Source organism: Lentibacillus halophilus (assembly GCF_055395055.1).
In genome coordinates this window covers 129,693-146,309 of record NZ_AP043750.1, presented here as the reverse complement: position 1 = coordinate 146,309, position 16,617 = coordinate 129,693, and the positions used below count along the sequence as shown (strand labels likewise).

Sequence of the window (16,617 nt, the reverse complement as noted above, 5' to 3'; positions counted from 1 at the left end):
ACCGAATTAATACCTCATACGATTGAAATATCCCGTGAACTGACTGAATTAAAAATTTAAAAATATTCAAAATACTTATTGACAAGCATGCGCAACGTGGTACATTACATATAACAGATATGACCACTATACTGTAACGGGAGGGAATGGAATGGAGCGATCCAATATTCAATGGGTGAGAAACGATCATTATAATGCTGAATTCAATGACAACGAATTAGCTTATTTTACCGAAACGGATATACAGGATGTGCTGCGATTTCAACGGACGCATCCATCCTATACGAACACACCATTACAACGTCTGCCCAACTTAGCACAGCACTTACAGATCAGCGACATAAGAGTCAAAGATGAGTCTTATCGCTTCGGATTAAATGCCTTTAAAGTGATGGGGGGCATTTATGCGATTGCTAAAATCTTAGCTGAAAGGCTGAATCGAAACGTCAACGATTTGTCATTTGCTGAATGGCAGTCTGCTGAGGTTCGGGAGCAAATGGGCAACCTCACGTTTATTACCGCAACCGATGGCAATCATGGTCGGGGCGTCGCTTGGGCTGCTCGGGAATTGGGGCAGCGAGCGGTTGTTTACATGCCGAAGGGCTCGCTTCCTGAAAGGCTTCATGCTATCCGGAACGAAGGTGCGTTCGCGGAAATAACTGATAAAAATTATGATGACACTGTCCGGATGTCTGCGGCGATGGCCGAGGAAAATGATTGGGTGATGGTACAGGATACGGCATGGGAAGGCTATGAGGATATTCCGCTCTGGATTATGCAAGGCTATGCGGCGATCGCACAGGAAATCATCGACGAACTGAACAAGGAGCAGGACCAAGCACCGACGCATGTGTTTCTGCAGGCTGGTGTCGGGTCGTTTGCCGGGGCGATCGCTGCGTATTTGCAAGCGCATTACGGGGCGCGTGCACCGCAAATCATTGTGGTGGAACCGGACCAGGCGGATTGTTATTACCGGTCCTTCGTTTCGGGGGAGATGACGGCGGTAACTGGCGATATGGATACGATCATGGCGGGGTTGGCTTGCGGCGAACCGAACAACCGGGCTTTTCCAATCCTCCGTCAGTATGCATCAGCGTCCTTTTCCTGTTCCGACAGCATTGCAGCGCTGGGTATGCGTGTGCTCGGTAATCCACTCGGCGACGATCCACGCATTGTGGCCGGTGAATCGGGAGCGGCGCCGTTGGGACTCGTGCATTACCTTCGTTCGTTTCCTGAAACAGAAGCGTGTGCAGCCATCGGTCTTGATGAACAGGCCCGCGTGCTCGTTATTAATACAGAAGGCGATACGGATCAGCACCATTATCGCGACATTGTATGGAAAGGGATGTATCCAGTGGCCAACCAATGAAGCGAAAGGGATGATGGCATGACGCATTATATATTTACTGAGGAAGATATCCGGGGAAGAGTAGCCATATGTCAGCAAAAGATAGATGACCACGGGTTTCAGGGTCTCATTCTTTCATCTGAAAGCAATCTGAATTATTACAGTCATTTTTTCACCCATGCACCGTGGAGCACCTTTAGCCGGCCTGCCTTTCTCTTCATTCCGCGTCAAGGCAAACCGGTCTTGTATGTGCATGTCTTTCACGCCCCGGATGCTGACGTGATTGCGAAAGGCTGCGACGTGCGTCGTTTTGATAGCCTGTACGGACCAACCGCAGCGCAAATAGAAGACGTGATGCACCAACTCGGAATGACTACCGGAACCATAGGCTTGGAAAAAGGCTACGAACAACGGATTGGATTTGAAGTGAGTCGTTATGAAGCATTGCAAGCTCATGTCTCTAACGTCACCTTTGCCGATGCTTCGTCATTAATTTGGAGCCAGCGTATGATTAAATCATCGAAAGAAGTCGCGTGTATACGAAAAGCTTGCGAGGCCACCAGTTACGCACTGGATAAAACCTTTGCCGCGATGGAAGAAGGGATGACCGAATGGGATGTGTCCCGGATGATGCAAACCTTTATGCTTGAAGGGGGAGCGGATTACCCCGGGTTTGTCATTATAACCTCAGGCGAAGGCAACTACGACCGCATAAGTAAAACAGCCACCGATCGCGTTCTCAGAGATGGTGATTTTGTCTTTGTGGATGCCGGGGCACGATATCATCGGTACTGGTCCGATTTTTGCCGTACAGGGGTTGTAGGAGCGGTAAGCGGAAAGCGTCAAGAATATCAGCAAAAAATCCACGACGTTACGATGCGCACAGCGGAGATCATGCGTCCGGGTATTCCGGCAGCGGAAGTGGCGAACGCGTGTAACAAAGAAATGGAGCGGGCCGGCTTTCGTGCTAATTTTGAATGCGGCCGGCTAGGGCATGGGATGGGCCTCATGAGCACGGAGCCGCCGTCGATTACACTCGATGATGATACGATTTTGGAATCTGGTATGATTATTAACTCAACTTTCGCATCTAAAAAACGCTAATAATTCCTTGATATGACTGAGCTAATCCGGAAAACAATATTAAAAAATCACACAAAAATACATCCCAATTTGGTAAAATATAGTCACCACAACTAAAACCAGAAAGGGATGTATTTATGGCTACTATTTTACCAAATTCTGAACCAAAAAACGAGGCTAATTCTTATATTTCACGCTTTTTCAAGGAAAATAAACTGGGGTCACTGCTTAATCAGGCGAACATTCGAAAAGAAGATGGATTTTCTCCCGTGTTCCTTCTCCAGTTTATTTTTTCGCTTGTCCTGCACGGCAAGAACCTTTTTCGAATTCTTGATTCGGACCGTGTTTCAGATGCTCCAAGAAAAGATGCAGTCCACCGTTTTCTCAACAATCCCAGATACAACTGGCGAAAGTTTCTTGTGTTGTTGAGCAGGAATGTGATTGTAACCAGCCTGTTGTCTCTGGTCTCAAGTGACCGTGAACGCGTCCTTATTTTCGATGATTCTTTATACAGCCGTGCTCGCAGTAAGACCGTCGAACTGCTTGCTCGTGTGCATGACCATACCACAGGGCAGTTTGTCAAAGGGTTTCGAATGCTTACACTTGGCTGGTCAGATGGGAATACGTTCATTCCATTGGCTTTCTCGTTATTAAGCTCCAAACAGCGCAAGAACCGGTTTCAGGAGATAAACTCCAAAATTGACAAGCGCACGGTTGGCTACAAGCGACGTCAGGAAGCCCTGCAAAAATCAACTGAAGCGATGTTTGATCTCTTGGATGACGTTAATCCGTTACAGCTTTGTGCCAGAACCTTGTTGTTTGACAGTTGGTTTGCCTTTCCTAAAGTGATTAAGCGCGTTGTTTCTGACTATCCTCTTCATGTCATCTGTATGCTCAAAAGCATGCATCGGGTTTACTACACCTACGAAGGCGAGAAATATACCTTGAACCAACTCTATAAAAAAGTGCGAAAAAAACGGGGACGTGCTAAGATTCTTGCTTCTGTTGTTGTCAGCCTGGGATTAGATGACAATGGTAAGGATATACAAGCCCGTATTGTTTTTGTACGGGATCGAAACCGCTCTAAACAATGGTTGGCGCTTCTTTCTACAAATCTGGATTTGCCGGAAGAAGAAGTTGTTCGCCTTTATGGGAAGCGTTGGGATATCGAGTGCTTTTTCAAGGTCGCCAAATCCCATCTACGTTTAGCGAAAGAATGCCAGTCACGTCATTATGATGCGCTCGTAGCCCATACGACAATCGTCTTCACACGCTATATCATGCTTGCGATAAGCTCCCGTGAAGAGAAAGATCCAAAAACGATTGGACAGCTCTTCTATTTGTGCTGCGATGAAATGGAAGACATTCGGTTTGCCCAAGCGTTCATGATGATCATAGATGCGTTAAAGTCAACACTTTCAAATGAACCAGTGCTTTCAGAAGAAAAAGTCAAATCCATCATCGATGAGCTATTTGATAACCTCCCGCAATTTTTAAAGAAAACATTTCTTGGCAATGAGGAATTTAACGCACAAGCAGCATAGTCAGTTTGGTTTAGATCAAGGCATATCAAGGGTTACAGGCTCATTCTGCGGTGCGAAAGTTGAGTTATTAATTTGGAACCTGGGGTGATTAACGAATTAGGTGTGTTCACACTGGAGGAGGATTTAGCTATAACCGACGATGGCTGTGAACTCCTGTCCGGCGGAAGCAGAGCGCTGCATTCGGTATAACGCTCGATGCCGATTCTCCAAAATGAATGATCCTTCTGAAAAGCTGCCGGTTTCACCAAACTGGCGGCTTTTGTTATGTAACATGGAATTTAAAAAATCAGAAAATTAATGGTAAATAAAATATTGACAATGGTCCTTATTTAATTTATGATAAAGACAAATAACGGTATAGGATTCCGATAAACGGTATAACATGTTTATTTCCTAGGTTCATTTGTTTTCCGTTTTATTATCGTTATTTGTGTAAACGTTTACTTAACGATTTATTACAAATCAAACGAATGGGAATTGAAAAGTGGAAATAAGATGAAGACTTTTTCGGCATGACATGGCCTGATTAACAGTGATTCGATAATAGATTGCCAGTCTTAAGGGGATTTCTGGGAGGTGAACAGCATGATGGCGGTAGAGAATATTGAGCATCCATTACGCCCGGCTTCAGAAGTGATGAAACTGGAACGCATTGGGGCATTCCGACTAACCAGCTTAAGTTTTTTGCGCATTCTGATGCGGCATATGATGCGGGAAAATTGGACCATTCAGTGCACCGCGTTTGAATTGGATGATGACGGGCACGGTCACGCGATTTACCGTATTCAAACACCGACACACGAGTTTTCATTTCTGACCATTTCATCCAATATCAGTGATGAGGAACGAAGCGACCGCGTCATTTCGAAACAATGGGATGTGACGTTTGCTCTAAGTGAAGGCACCATATCAGAAGAGAAATTGAACCGAATGAAAACCAATTTGCCAAAACAAGAAGCCGGACGCGGAGAAGCCTCTGACCTCGTCTGGTCACGGGCGAACAAGAGCAATCGTATCTTTGATTATGTGATCGATTGTTTAACAGCTGGAGAACAACCGGATCCGAAAGTCCTGAATGAGGTTGGGTATTTGCTGCGGACGACAGCGGTTTATGGCAACGGAAAATTCGGGATCGCCCCGTATGAAAAATTGAAGGAAAAACACCCATTCAATGGTCCGTTTCAGGCGCAAATGTTTGCCGTGTATATGCTACGTCATTTCAGCTTTGATTTGGTTGAGCATATTGCCAAGCGGCAACAACCGGAAGCTGTTTCACTTGATCCGGAAGTGAAACGTTTTATCGGAACCGGCAATGCGACAGGTCTTGGGATGGCACCGTTTCTCATATCTCACCCCCGGTTGATCCATCAGTGGATCTATGTGCGAGAGAAGGCGATTGCCAGAGTGAAGGATATCAAACCGTCGCAGGATGATTTGATGCTGCTGATTCATTGGCTGGACCGTGTTGCCAACTATTTCGATGAGTCCCGGTTAATCGACAGACAAATATATGTCAAACCGGAAAAATTAGCTGAGCAAAGCCGCTTTCTTAAACAGCGTGTGTTGGAATATTTGGAGATTGGCACGTTTGCCGGCCTTCCAGTGACCGATGTATGGGAAGGATTATCCGAAACAGCCGTTGAAACGGTTTCGATTGAGATGCAGGAATTATTGCATACTGTCCTGCTTGAAATATACGCCGATCATGTCATTGACCTTGAGGAATGCATGAACGTGGAGGAGACGTATCAAATCGTACCCCGCATGACCATTCAGGAATTGACAGACCTGATTAACCGGCAGTACCAATGGGCGTTCCAGTACAATTTCACCGATCCAGATGAAAAATATTACTTCTGGTATCGTTCGGAGGAAAAAGAGGAACCACGTTTAGGCGTACGCGGCGAAGAACCGGGCGAAGATCTGGAAATGCCTATGAATATTGCCGAACAAGTGCAGGGGCTCTATAAAATGATACAACATGCACCGCCGACCGAGATGGTTGCCACGTTCATTTTAAGACATCCGCGCTATAAAGGAATTATCCAGCGCATTCAATCACTTGACGGATATGAGTACGGGGAAATCCAGGCAAACCTATTGAGCAAAGATTTCATGCCGCTTCACCTATTACGATGCAAGCTATCGTTTTTCGGAGCTGAGCGGTTTAATCCGAAATCCAACCGCTGGGTGCGCATTACCTTGTTTCAAGGAGCACCACTTGTCGAAGAAATCGGGGAGACATTCCCGGATAACTGGGTTTTCCCACACTTACCTACGATGGAGGGAGATAAATCATGAGTTATCAACACGAACAAATCGTTATCGATGCATTGGAGTTAAGCAACTGGGACCGCGACTTCCTGCATTTACTGCAACAAGGTGGTGTCACCTGTGTTCATGCGTGTTGCGGTTTATGGGAAAATGCCCGGGAAACGCTTAGTAAAGTAGGAGCGTGGCATAAATTTTTCAAAGAAAACGACGATTTGGTGATGCAGGTTCATCATGGTGATGACATTTTGCAAGCAAAAAAAGAAGGGAAAATTGGTGTCGTTCTCGGTACGCAAAACACGTCAGCTCTGGAAGATGAACTGTCTCTCGTTTCGGTGTTTAATCAGCTTGGCATTAAAGTGATGCAACTAACCTATAACAATCAAAACCTTGTCGGGAGCAGTTGCTATGAAGCACGCGATGTTGGTCTTTCGCGTTACGGTAAGCTCGTCGTTGAGGAGATGAATCGGGTGGGCATGGTCGTTGATCTTTCCCACGTTGGTGAGCAGACGTCGCTCGATGCTATCCATACCTCAACCAGACCGGTTGCTATTACCCATGCGAACCCGGATTGGATTTATCCGACGAAACGCAATAAATCCCCCGAGGTGCTCGCGGCATTGCGGGATAATGGTGGTGTTCTCGGTTTGTGTGCCTACCCGCACTTGGTCAACGGTCAGCAGACAACACTTGATGAGTTCTCCGACATGATTGTACGTACCATTGACTTTATGGGCATTGATCAGGTCGGCTTGGGAACTGATTTGACGTTGAACATGTCGATCGACTTCCTGCACTGGATGCGAATGGGCCGTTGGACACATGAAATTGATTATGGCGCCGGATCCAAAGATAATCCGTCTTGGCCGGAATGGCCGTCCTGGTTCAAGACACCGGCGGATTTCCCGAATATTGCGAAGGGGTTGTCGCAAAAAGGACTGACGAGCGACGAGGTAGACAAAGTGATGGGAGGAAACTGGTTGCGCTTCTTCACGGATGGTTTCAAAGCCGAAAAGGAGGCGGAACAATGCGTGTATCCTTTGTAGAATTATTTATCCATTGTAAAAAGGTGTTCCGTGCATGCGGCATTCCCTATGGCTGTGCTGATGATGGAGCGGAAGTAGTCACATGGAGTGAATTTATTGGTCTTAAAGGCATGCACGTATTGCAGCAGGAAATTCCAAATATGTACCCACCGGGCATGAGAAGTGTGGATTTGCTTCTGGAAGATGATAATGGGCTGTTTCGTTTTGATGGCAACAAACAAAGCGCCATTATTCTCGGGAAATTAATGGCTGACTATGCTCTCGCGCTGGCGGAAACAAGGGAGACAGTCCGTGTGCACATGACAAACACGACCAGGTCGCATCTGTTGGCACAGCCCGCCCATTACATTGCATCACGAAACAGGGGGTGTCTCATTAATTACAAAACAAAGAATGGCGAGCCGATGTGGATTTTATCCACCCCGGAGATTGCGTATCCGGTTTTTGCAGAAGGAAATAGCGCCGAGGAAATGGTACAGCATAGCCTGACAGCGGAACTTGGGCAGTATGAAACAACCAACTTGAAGTCTGATGATTTCTGGCTTGTATGCACGACCGAAACGAACTTAATTACGTCATGCATACGAAATCTTAGACACGAAGCTAAAAAAGGGGCCATTCATTTAACTGAATCCGCCAAATTAAAAGCAACCTTTGACAAAAATTATAACAACGGTCTGGAAGTGGATGATCAGGCGTGGAAAGAACTGGGTGACATCGGCGATCAAACACTTGTTGAAGCAACTGAGGCATCCAGACAACGCGGTGCAGGCGAAATGGCTCAGTAAATAATATAGATAAACATAATTGAAGGAGGATGTATCATGGCAACAAAAACAGCGACAACATTGAAAAATTTTGTGAATGGGGAATGGGTAACACCATCCGGTGAACTGAAAGAAGGGGTAAATCCAGCCAATACAAGGGAAGTTGTTTCATCGTTTCGCCAGTCTACTTCCGAAGACGTCAAACAGGCGATCGATACAGCTTCAGAAACATTTCAATCATGGAGGAACACGCCCGCTCCACAACGTGGCGACTATTTATTTAAAATCGCCGCATTAATGGAAGAAGAAAAAGACGATCTTGCGAAAACCATCGTGCAGGAAGAAGGGAAAACCTACAATGACGCAGCCAAAGAAGTCGGCTATGCAGCGGGAATCGTCAAGTATTATGCCGGGGAATGCCGCCGCCTGAAAGGGACATTGCAGGAAGCGGATATGCCGAACGTCCAAATCGAGACAAAACCCGACCCACTTGGTGTCGTACTCGTTGTCACACCTTGGAACTTCCCAATGTCGATTCCGGCCTGGAAAACAGCACCGGCCATCGCCAGTGGGAACACAGTGGTCTTGAAGCCTTCATCTGAGACACCGTTAACCGTGATGAAATTTATGGATATTGTTCAACGGGCCGGTGTACCAGCAGGCGTTGTCAACCAAGTAACGGCGCCAGGCAAGCTTGTCCCGGAAATGGTTCATCATCCGGCCGTAAAAGCTGTCACCTTTACAGGATCAAATTCTGTTGGAAAAACGATTTACGAAGAAGCAGCGAAAGGCATGAAACGTTGCTTGTTGGAAATGGGTGGAAAAAATCCGCTGATTGTGATGGATGATGCGGATGTCGATCAAGCTGTGCAGCTGGCCGTAGCGGGTGCTTATGGCCAGACAGGACAGGCTTGTACCGCAACAGGTCGGGTCATCGTTCACGAAAAGATAGCGAAAGAATTCACCGATAAGCTTGTTAAGCGAACCCAAGAATTGAAGATAGGAAATGGATTGGAAGAAGGCATCGACATTGGACCACAAGTTAACCAGTCCGAGCTACAATCCACCCTGGATTTAATTCAGAGTGCAAGAGACGAGGGTGCCACCATTTTAACCGGTGGAAAAGCGCCGGACACACCAGAAACAGAACACGGTTACTTCGTCGAGCCAACGGTCATCAGTGGTGTGAAGCCATCCATGACGATTGCTCAGCAGGAAGTATTCGGTCCGGTCAACAATATCATTGAAGTGAACGATATAGACGAAGCGATTGCGGTTGCCAATAACGTGGATTATGGATTGTCATCGGCTATATGCACCAAAAATCTGGAATATATGAACCAAGCGCTTGACGAAATTGAAGCAGGCGTTATCAAAGTGAACTTAACAACAACGGGTACGTTTTTCCAAGCCCCATTCGGCGGTTATAAGCAATCAAGTACAGGAACCTTTAAAGAACTTGGCAGCGAAGCACTGGACTTTTACTGCCAGTACAAAACCCACTATATCAAAAGTAAGTAAATGATTCTTTAGCATAAGCAGTGCATAAGGCTGTATCGGAGTCTTGTGCGCTGCTTTTTACCAAACAGAGGTTGTCGGAGCGATCAACGAGCAACGACATTCTTCGAAATGAATGATCCCTCTAATGTCGTATGGATCCCAAATGGTCAGAAAAGTGGCTATACATTAAATATTGACAATGGTTTTTATTTAAGTTATTCTGCATAGAATAACGGTATATGATTCCGATAAACGGCATACCGCTTTAATTAGGATTTATACGTTATCTATCTGACTATCGTTATTTGTGTGAACGTTTATTTAACGATTCATACAGCCTTAAAAATTAAGTGAGGAGGAAGGTTATTGGAGAATGAAAAGCAACATAAAAAACAGTCGGTAGATTTGCCGGTTCTAGTGATTAGTGGAGGGTTGTTGCTGATCTTTGTTGTGGCAGCCCTGATTAATCAACAATTCATTACCGACGTCGTCAATAGCTCATTTAGCTTTTCGGTAAAATATTTTGGACCGGTTTATCAGTTGGTTATGATTGGCACGTTTTTCATCGCTTTATATCTTGGTTTTTCCAAATATGGGCGCATCAAGCTTGGGAATTTGGATAAACCGGAAATGAGTACATTTAAATGGGTGTCTATCATCATGTGTACATTGCTTGCCGGCGGAGGCGTGTTTTGGGCGGCCGCGGAACCGCTTAATCATTTTCTGACGGTACCACCCCATTTTGGCGATATCTCTGCCGGATCTGAAAAAGCTGTGACACCGGCTTTGGCAACAAGTTTTGTTGATTGGGGATTTCTGGCATGGGCGATTCTCGGCACACTTGGAACATTCGTATTTATGTATGCACATTATCACAAAGGGGCTCCTCTTAAACCGAGAGCCTTGTTATATCCGTTTTTCGGGAATAAAATCATGAAGAATAGTGCGCTTGGGACATTTGTCGATGCGTTTTCGATTATATCGGTTGCAGCAGGCACGATTGGCCCGATTGGATTTTTAGGGTTGCAGGCAGGTTACGGTGTTAATGCTCTGTTTAATATTCCAAATACATTCTTTGTTCAATCATTGATCATTATTGTTCTAGTGGCTATTGCTGCTATTTCCGCCGTAACCGGTATTCATAAAGGTATTCAATTTCTGAGCCGTTATAATGTTATTTTAGCCTTATTTTTGGTAGGTACTGTATTGGTCGTGGGACCTGGGTTGTTTCTATTTAATTCGTACCTGGAGTCATTTGGTATGTATGTGCAAAATTTCATTACCATGAGTACTTTTCGCGGTGACGGAGCATGGCTGAGTGGTTGGACGGTCTTTTTCTTTGCATGGTTTTTAGGTTATGGACCGATGATGGCCATCTTTGTCGGTCGCATTTCCCGAGGCCGTACTATACGGGAAATCGTAACAGCGGTTGCCGTCATAGCACCGGTGGTTACAACCATTTGGTTTACGGTTGTTGGCGGAACTGGGATTTTTCAGGAAATGGCAAATCCGGGATCGGTTTCGGACGCGTTATCCAGTAACGGTGCACCGGCAGCTATGGTAGCTATTACACAGCAATTGCCATTTGGTACGATACTAGGAATTCTGTTCCTTATCGCAACCATTGTATTTGTGCTTACGACAACGGACTCGATGTCGCTGACCATTTCCATGGCTATCTCCGGGCATGGTCATCCGTCAAGATATCTGCGTGTCTTCTGGGCGATTTTAATGGGTATGGTTGCGACTGTTTTATTAGCGATTGGCGAAAGCAGTATCAGTGCGTTGCAATCCTTTATTGTGGTAACAGCTGTACCGGTTTCATTATTGCTGTTGACCACGTTTTGGACGGCGCCACATGTGTGCAAAATACTGGCTAAGGAACAAGGCATTGACAAATCAAAAAAAGATGAGGACTATGCGGCATAACACTGCCTGATCGATAGTAGTGTTAAATCATTTATGATGATTGCTCAGCAGGAAGCATTCGGTCCTGTATATCAAACGTAAATAAATTTCTTGCATAAGCAGTGCATAAGGTTGTATCGGAGTCTTGTGCGCTGCTTACTTTTATCATGCATAAAACGAGCCGCTACACGCTACCAATCCAGATTCGTTCTAATAGGGAAGACGCGTCATGTTATTATGTTACAATTGTAAAAAATAAACGGGGGGATGCTATGACAGCCAAAACAGATGTTTCTGCAACAGTATTGCGAGCGATTCGTATATTAAATTATTTAAAGGATACCCCCGGGCCGCAAAGTGTCAGTTATATCAGCAATGCATTAGACCTGTCTCCTACCATTGTTCATCGCTTATTGACAACCTTGAAAACGGAAGGGTTTGTTTTTCAGGATGCCCAATCCAAACAGTATTCTCTCGGTGCTGTTTTTTTGGAATATGCGAATAAATTGTTAACGGATTTGCCATTTGCTCCTCTTGTTGAGCCGTGGCTTAGTCATTTACGCAATAGGACCGGAGAAACAGCAGGGTTTTATATACCGAGCGGCAATACACGTGTATGTGTCATGGAATACGAAAGTCAGCAGGAGATACGGCGCTCTGTTGGGGTAGGCAATCAGCACCTGATCCACGCTGGTGCGACAGGTCGGGCGATTCTTGCTTTTCAATCGGAAGACATGCAACAACGTATGCTGGAACGGGTATCGCTGGAAGAACGGGATGCATTGGCGCAAAAATTGCAGGCGACAAGGGATCACGGTTATGCCATTAGCGTCGAAGAAATCAATGCGAATGTGTCTGCGCTATCGGCACCTGTGTTTGATCGGCAGCAGCAAGTGGTTGGTGCTGTTTCCGTTTCGGGGCCGACATTCCGCTTTAACGATGAAATGGTTGAAAAGCATATTCCGACATTGCTTCATGCGACGACCGCGATAACCAACGCGCTGGTATAGTGGTGTCAGATGCGTGATCGAATGAGGATGACTCAGGCAGGACGAGATGTCAACGATCGAAGCTAGCCCGAGGGTAGGAGCGATATTTGAGTCTGACAACGTACTTTTCAAGTCCAAAAGCCTGCTTAGAATTAACAGGCACGTCCGATAGATGGTCTTTCAGGCCGAATCCACTAAAAAAGCTGCTGGTTTCATTATTCCGGCAGCTTTTTTACGGTACATAGGGTTGTCAGTAAAATGACCAACTCTGTCCTGTTGGCTCATCAGCTTTTTCGTCCAACTCATGCGACGTGCCCCTGGTGCACATGTCCGTTCTTCTGATTAAATGGTCAGTCTTGCCGCCCGGAATACGTGTTGTTTGCTTTCCGGTGCAAAACCGGAGATGGTGGCTTCAAACACCTCTTCTCCCGGCTGGTTATTGGTTACTTCGACCACTTTCGACGATCGCCCGTTGCCTGTTTTGATATAGCCGGACGTAATCAGGCGGTTGTTTGTTTCCGGCAGCCAATCCGCATCCCCCACAATGGGTGAAAAGAATGCTCCGCCCCGCTCGTTTCCATACGTCCACACTTCTTCAACCGTTTTGTTTGTTTCATGGATGCGGTATTGCACGGCACGGCTGAATGTCTCACTGACGTGCTGATCTCCCCGCATGAGGACTTTATTGTTGTCAAACAGCAAAATATCAATGGTTTCCGGATTGCCGTCCTGATCAGGAAGTGTCATAACCGCATGAGGTCCACCCGGGTATTTAAAAGAATCGCTTATCGGTGTCAACAAATGGTTTTCCCATGACGCTGGCCAGTTTTCAGGCGAGGCAAGAATCCAATTTATGTCGCCTTCCGGAAAACGGTGTTTCATGACCATATCTTGCTGTCTTGCTGTCATGATAATGGTATGGTCATTCACATCCATCCATATGGAATTGTTATGCAGCCAGTCACCTCCGTTTTGCGACAACGTACCCGGAAAGAGCGATTGATAATGAAGGCTGCGTACGTGTTGACCTGTTTCCCGGTCGACTTCGGTCAGTTTGTCCGCCACGGAATCGGCCGTTTCTTCATGGGTGGTAACAAGCAGGTTGTTGTTGGAAAGTTCCACCGCATCCGTATTAATTGCCGTTTTTGGAATGTTCGGTTTGGAATAGATGGTGTGCGTATTGTAAATCTGACCGAGGAAATCTATCTCCATGATACGGTTATGTTTCGTCTCTTTATTCGTTTTGGCATAGATCAATACATTTCCACCCGCAAGTGGCTTGAAAAGTTGTCGCACATTGATCGTGCTGTACCAGCGGACGTTTCCTTCGTGATCAATAGCAAACGGATAATGGGCGCTCGGCACGATAAACGTGAGCCCGTTTTCCATTCTTTCGGTATCTGCTTTGTTAACATTGACACGCAAAAAGTCTTTTGGCAATGATTGCGTTTTTAACCGAATGGTGTTCGTTTTCGTTTTCCCAGAATGGGTGGTGGATGTAATGGTAATCCGATTTTTCTTGTTCGCGTATAACCCGATAACTGGAATCCGGTGAATGGTATGATAGCCTGGGAACGTTTTTTCAATCGGTGTATCGCCATGAATGGTTAGCGTAATGGACGCAGGCTTTGGTGTGGTGAATTGAATGAGTGCCGTTAATGGCGCAACCTGATATGGATTCAATTGGACAAACGGTTTATCCAATGTGTGGGACCGGTGATTAAATGTTCGTTTTAATCGTTTTCTTATTTGCAGCTGCTTATGCATAGTTGGCGTGTTGCGCTGCGAAATGGCCATTATATCCCCTCCTTAAATGTATCGGTGTTGTTGTAGGTTAAATGCCAGGCACAAGCACCCTATTTTTGGCAGGTGCCTGGCACGAGAATTATTTTTGTTCCAAACGCTTAATGCGGTCATCAATGTCCGGATGCGAGGAAAAGAGCGTGATAAGCGCGCTTTTTCCATTGATTTTCATAGTCTGGACAGCCGCATCATCGTTCTGGTTGTTAAGTTGAGCCACCCCAGTGCGGGATTTTAACGACTCAAGCGCGTGAATCATTTTATCGCGGCCGGCCAAGTCGGCACCGCCATGGTCGGCACGGTATTCCCGGTATCGGGAAAATGCGCTGACAACGATGCTTCCCAGTATGGAAAAGAGAATTTGGAAAACAATGACCGCAGCGAAACGCACAACAAACTCCAGCTCGGAGCGCACCAGACGTGACACGAGAATGGCGGCCACACGTGATAAAAAGACGACGAATGTGTTCACAATGCCTTGCAGAAGCGTCATCGTCACCATGTCTCCGTTGGCCACGTGGGTGATCTCATGAGCGATAACCCCTTCGGTCGCGTTATCATCCAATTGCTGCAATAACCCACTGGATACGGCGACAAGCGACCGTTTTTTCGTCGGGCCGGTCGCAAACGCATTAACCTCTCCTGACTTGTAAATCCCGACTTCCGGCATATGCATAAGTCCCGCAGCACGGGATAAGCGATGCACTTTGTCGACAACAGCACGTTCCTGTTGCGAAAGGGATGCATTTGGATCGAGTACTTTGACGTTCATCATTTTTTTGGCAATCCAGCGTGAGATCGCCAGTGAGAAAAAGGATCCAATAAAACCGACGAGCAGACTGAATAAAAGCAGCGTGCCGTAATTAATGCCCTCCAGGCCGCCAGCGCCGTTTTCAAAGGAACCACTGATTCCTGTGACCGATGTAATAATCGACCACACGATGACAATGGTGGTTAAAACGAGAATGTTGGTTAGTAGAAATAAAAGAATTCGTTTAGCCATTGGTTTCCTCCTCGTTGTTTATTGTTTAGGCAAGATATAAAGAAACGTTTTAGCCGAATGGATTATCCGGTCTATGTTTTAAAAGCATGATTCGAACTTACCCTCATTCTATATTATACATGATTGGGCGGTCATATAGAAGGAAATTGTTTTGCATTATTCATAGGTGTCTTTTATATGGAAGGATTAGCCTCACACCATACGTTTGATAAACAAGAAAAAGTGGGAAATTGATATAGGAGATAGAAAGAGAAAGGAGACGTTGACATGCGTGAACAGGTTAAACTGGGTCAATCAGACATCCGTGTGTTTCCGGTAGGTCTCGGTACGAATGCTGTTGGAGGTCATAACATATATCCCGACATGCTGGATGAAGAACAAGGGAAACATATGGTCCGGGCATCTCTTGATGAGGGGATGAATATGCTTGATACGGCTTATATGTATGGGTTTGGACGTTCCGAGGAGCTTATCGGTGATGTTATGACGGAATATAAACGGGAAGATGCTGTTTTGGCCACGAAAGCCGCACATGAATTCGTCGGTGGAGACGTCATTATGAATAACCGTCCAACGTTTTTAAAACAGCAGGTGGAGAAGAGTTTGCGCCGCTTGCAGACCGATTATATTGATTTGTTTTATATTCATTATCCGGATAACGATACACCGAAATACGAAGCGGTTGGGGTGTTAAAAGAATTACGTGATGAAGGTAAGATCCGCTCAATTGGTGTGTCCAACTTTTCTCTGGATGAACTGAAAGAAGCCAATCAGGATGGTTACGTCGATGTGGTGCAGGCGGAGTATAATCTGCTGAACCGGGAAGCCGAGGATGCGATGATACCTTATACCGCTGAAAAAGGTATCACATTCATCCCGTATTTCCCATTGGAATCCGGGTTGTTAGCGGGGAAATATGACACTTCGTCCACCTTCACTGACATTCGGGCGAACAAGCCGAGTTTTCAGGGAAAGGTGTTCAAGGAAAACTTGAAAAAAGTGGATAAACTGCGTGAGATTGCGAACGACTATGGCGAAGAGGTGGCTCATATCGTGCTCGCCTGGTACTTCTCCCGCCCGTCGCTGGATGTCGTGATTCCTGGTGCGAAACGGACAAGCCAGGTGATCGATAATAAACGTGCCGGAGAGATTCAGCTCACACCGGAAACGATAAACACAATTGATCGTTTATTCAGCTAATGGATCGGTGCTAGGTACACGTGTATGTGCCTAGCATCAGATAAACATTTAAATGTTGGCCGGATACATATGGATGGATTTTAAATAGACGCACGCAAACGGGTGATTTTAGATGATCAATAATTGCTTAAAAAGGCATTTTGACGGGATGGTAAGAG

At 45.9% G+C, this 16,617-nt stretch carries 13 protein-coding genes; 10 read left to right on the top strand and 3 right to left on the bottom strand.

What is annotated here, in order from left to right; all coding sequences use genetic code 11:
- The first annotated feature begins 151 nt into the window (after positions 1 to 151).
- The 9 genes from dpaL to ACZ5Q7_RS00610 all read left to right on the top strand — a co-directional run bounded on the left by dpaL (position 152) and on the right by ACZ5Q7_RS00610 (position 12,477).
- Complete coding sequence (gene dpaL / locus ACZ5Q7_RS00650) at positions 152 to 1,369, top strand: diaminopropionate ammonia-lyase (protein ID WP_343752552.1); 1,218 nt, start codon at positions 152 to 154, stop codon at positions 1,367 to 1,369.
- Positions 1,370 to 1,387: 18 nt separating this feature from the next.
- The gene (locus tag ACZ5Q7_RS00645; protein WP_343752551.1) at positions 1,388 to 2,452 is read left to right on the top strand and encodes a M24 family metallopeptidase; all 1,065 of its coding nucleotides are present in this window, start codon (positions 1,388 to 1,390) and stop codon (positions 2,450 to 2,452) included.
- Between the two features lie 116 nt (positions 2,453 to 2,568).
- Positions 2,569 to 3,975: an IS4 family transposase gene (locus ACZ5Q7_RS00640; protein WP_464432720.1), complete on the top strand. Its 1,407-nt coding sequence runs from the start codon at positions 2,569 to 2,571 to the stop codon at positions 3,973 to 3,975.
- A gap of 585 nt (positions 3,976 to 4,560) precedes the next feature.
- A complete protein-coding gene (locus tag ACZ5Q7_RS00635) occupies positions 4,561 to 6,276 on the top strand; it encodes a hypothetical protein (protein ID WP_343754208.1) in 1,716 nt (571 codons plus the stop codon).
- The gene (locus ACZ5Q7_RS00630; protein WP_343754206.1) at positions 6,273 to 7,292 is read left to right on the top strand and encodes a membrane dipeptidase; all 1,020 of its coding nucleotides are present in this window, start codon (positions 6,273 to 6,275) and stop codon (positions 7,290 to 7,292) included. Before ACZ5Q7_RS00635 ends, ACZ5Q7_RS00630 begins: the two co-directional genes overlap by 4 nt.
- Positions 7,274 to 8,080 carry a DUF3726 domain-containing protein gene (locus tag ACZ5Q7_RS00625; protein WP_343754204.1) on the top strand — a complete coding sequence of 269 codons (807 nt, stop codon included), beginning with the start codon at positions 7,274 to 7,276 and terminating at the stop codon, positions 8,078 to 8,080. Before ACZ5Q7_RS00630 ends, ACZ5Q7_RS00625 begins: the two co-directional genes overlap by 19 nt.
- A 36-nt stretch (positions 8,081 to 8,116) precedes the next feature.
- Positions 8,117 to 9,580 carry an aldehyde dehydrogenase family protein gene (locus ACZ5Q7_RS00620; RefSeq protein ID WP_343754202.1) on the top strand — a complete coding sequence of 488 codons (1,464 nt, stop codon included), beginning with the start codon at positions 8,117 to 8,119 and terminating at the stop codon, positions 9,578 to 9,580.
- Positions 9,581 to 9,925: 345 nt separating this feature from the next.
- Positions 9,926 to 11,488 carry a BCCT family transporter gene (locus ACZ5Q7_RS00615; protein WP_343754201.1) on the top strand — a complete coding sequence of 521 codons (1,563 nt, stop codon included), beginning with the start codon at positions 9,926 to 9,928 and terminating at the stop codon, positions 11,486 to 11,488.
- Between the two features lie 251 nt (positions 11,489 to 11,739).
- The gene (locus ACZ5Q7_RS00610; protein WP_343754199.1) at positions 11,740 to 12,477 is read left to right on the top strand and encodes an IclR family transcriptional regulator; all 738 of its coding nucleotides are present in this window, start codon (positions 11,740 to 11,742) and stop codon (positions 12,475 to 12,477) included.
- Positions 12,478 to 12,636: 159 nt separating this feature from the next.
- On the opposite strand, the gene ACZ5Q7_RS00605 is transcribed toward ACZ5Q7_RS00610, so the two are convergent.
- From ACZ5Q7_RS00605 to htpX, 3 genes are all read right to left on the bottom strand, one after another.
- The gene (locus ACZ5Q7_RS00605) at positions 12,637 to 12,762 is read right to left on the bottom strand and encodes a hypothetical protein (protein WP_343754197.1); all 126 of its coding nucleotides are present in this window, start codon (positions 12,760 to 12,762) and stop codon (positions 12,637 to 12,639) included.
- Between the two features lie 36 nt (positions 12,763 to 12,798).
- Positions 12,799 to 14,253 (bottom strand): aryl-sulfate sulfotransferase, encoded by a 1,455-nt coding sequence (locus ACZ5Q7_RS00600; RefSeq protein WP_343754195.1) that lies wholly within the window; start codon positions 14,251 to 14,253, stop codon positions 12,799 to 12,801.
- 88 nt (positions 14,254 to 14,341) lie between these two features.
- A complete protein-coding gene (gene htpX / locus ACZ5Q7_RS00595) occupies positions 14,342 to 15,259 on the bottom strand; it encodes a protease HtpX (RefSeq protein WP_343754193.1) in 918 nt (305 codons plus the stop codon).
- A 267-nt stretch (positions 15,260 to 15,526) separates the two neighbouring features.
- Here htpX and ACZ5Q7_RS00590 point away from each other — a divergent pair, with 267 nt between their 5' ends.
- Entirely contained in the window at positions 15,527 to 16,459 is a 933-nt protein-coding gene (locus tag ACZ5Q7_RS00590; protein ID WP_343754191.1) for an aldo/keto reductase, read from the top strand.
- The last annotated feature ends 158 nt before the right edge of the window (positions 16,460 to 16,617 follow it).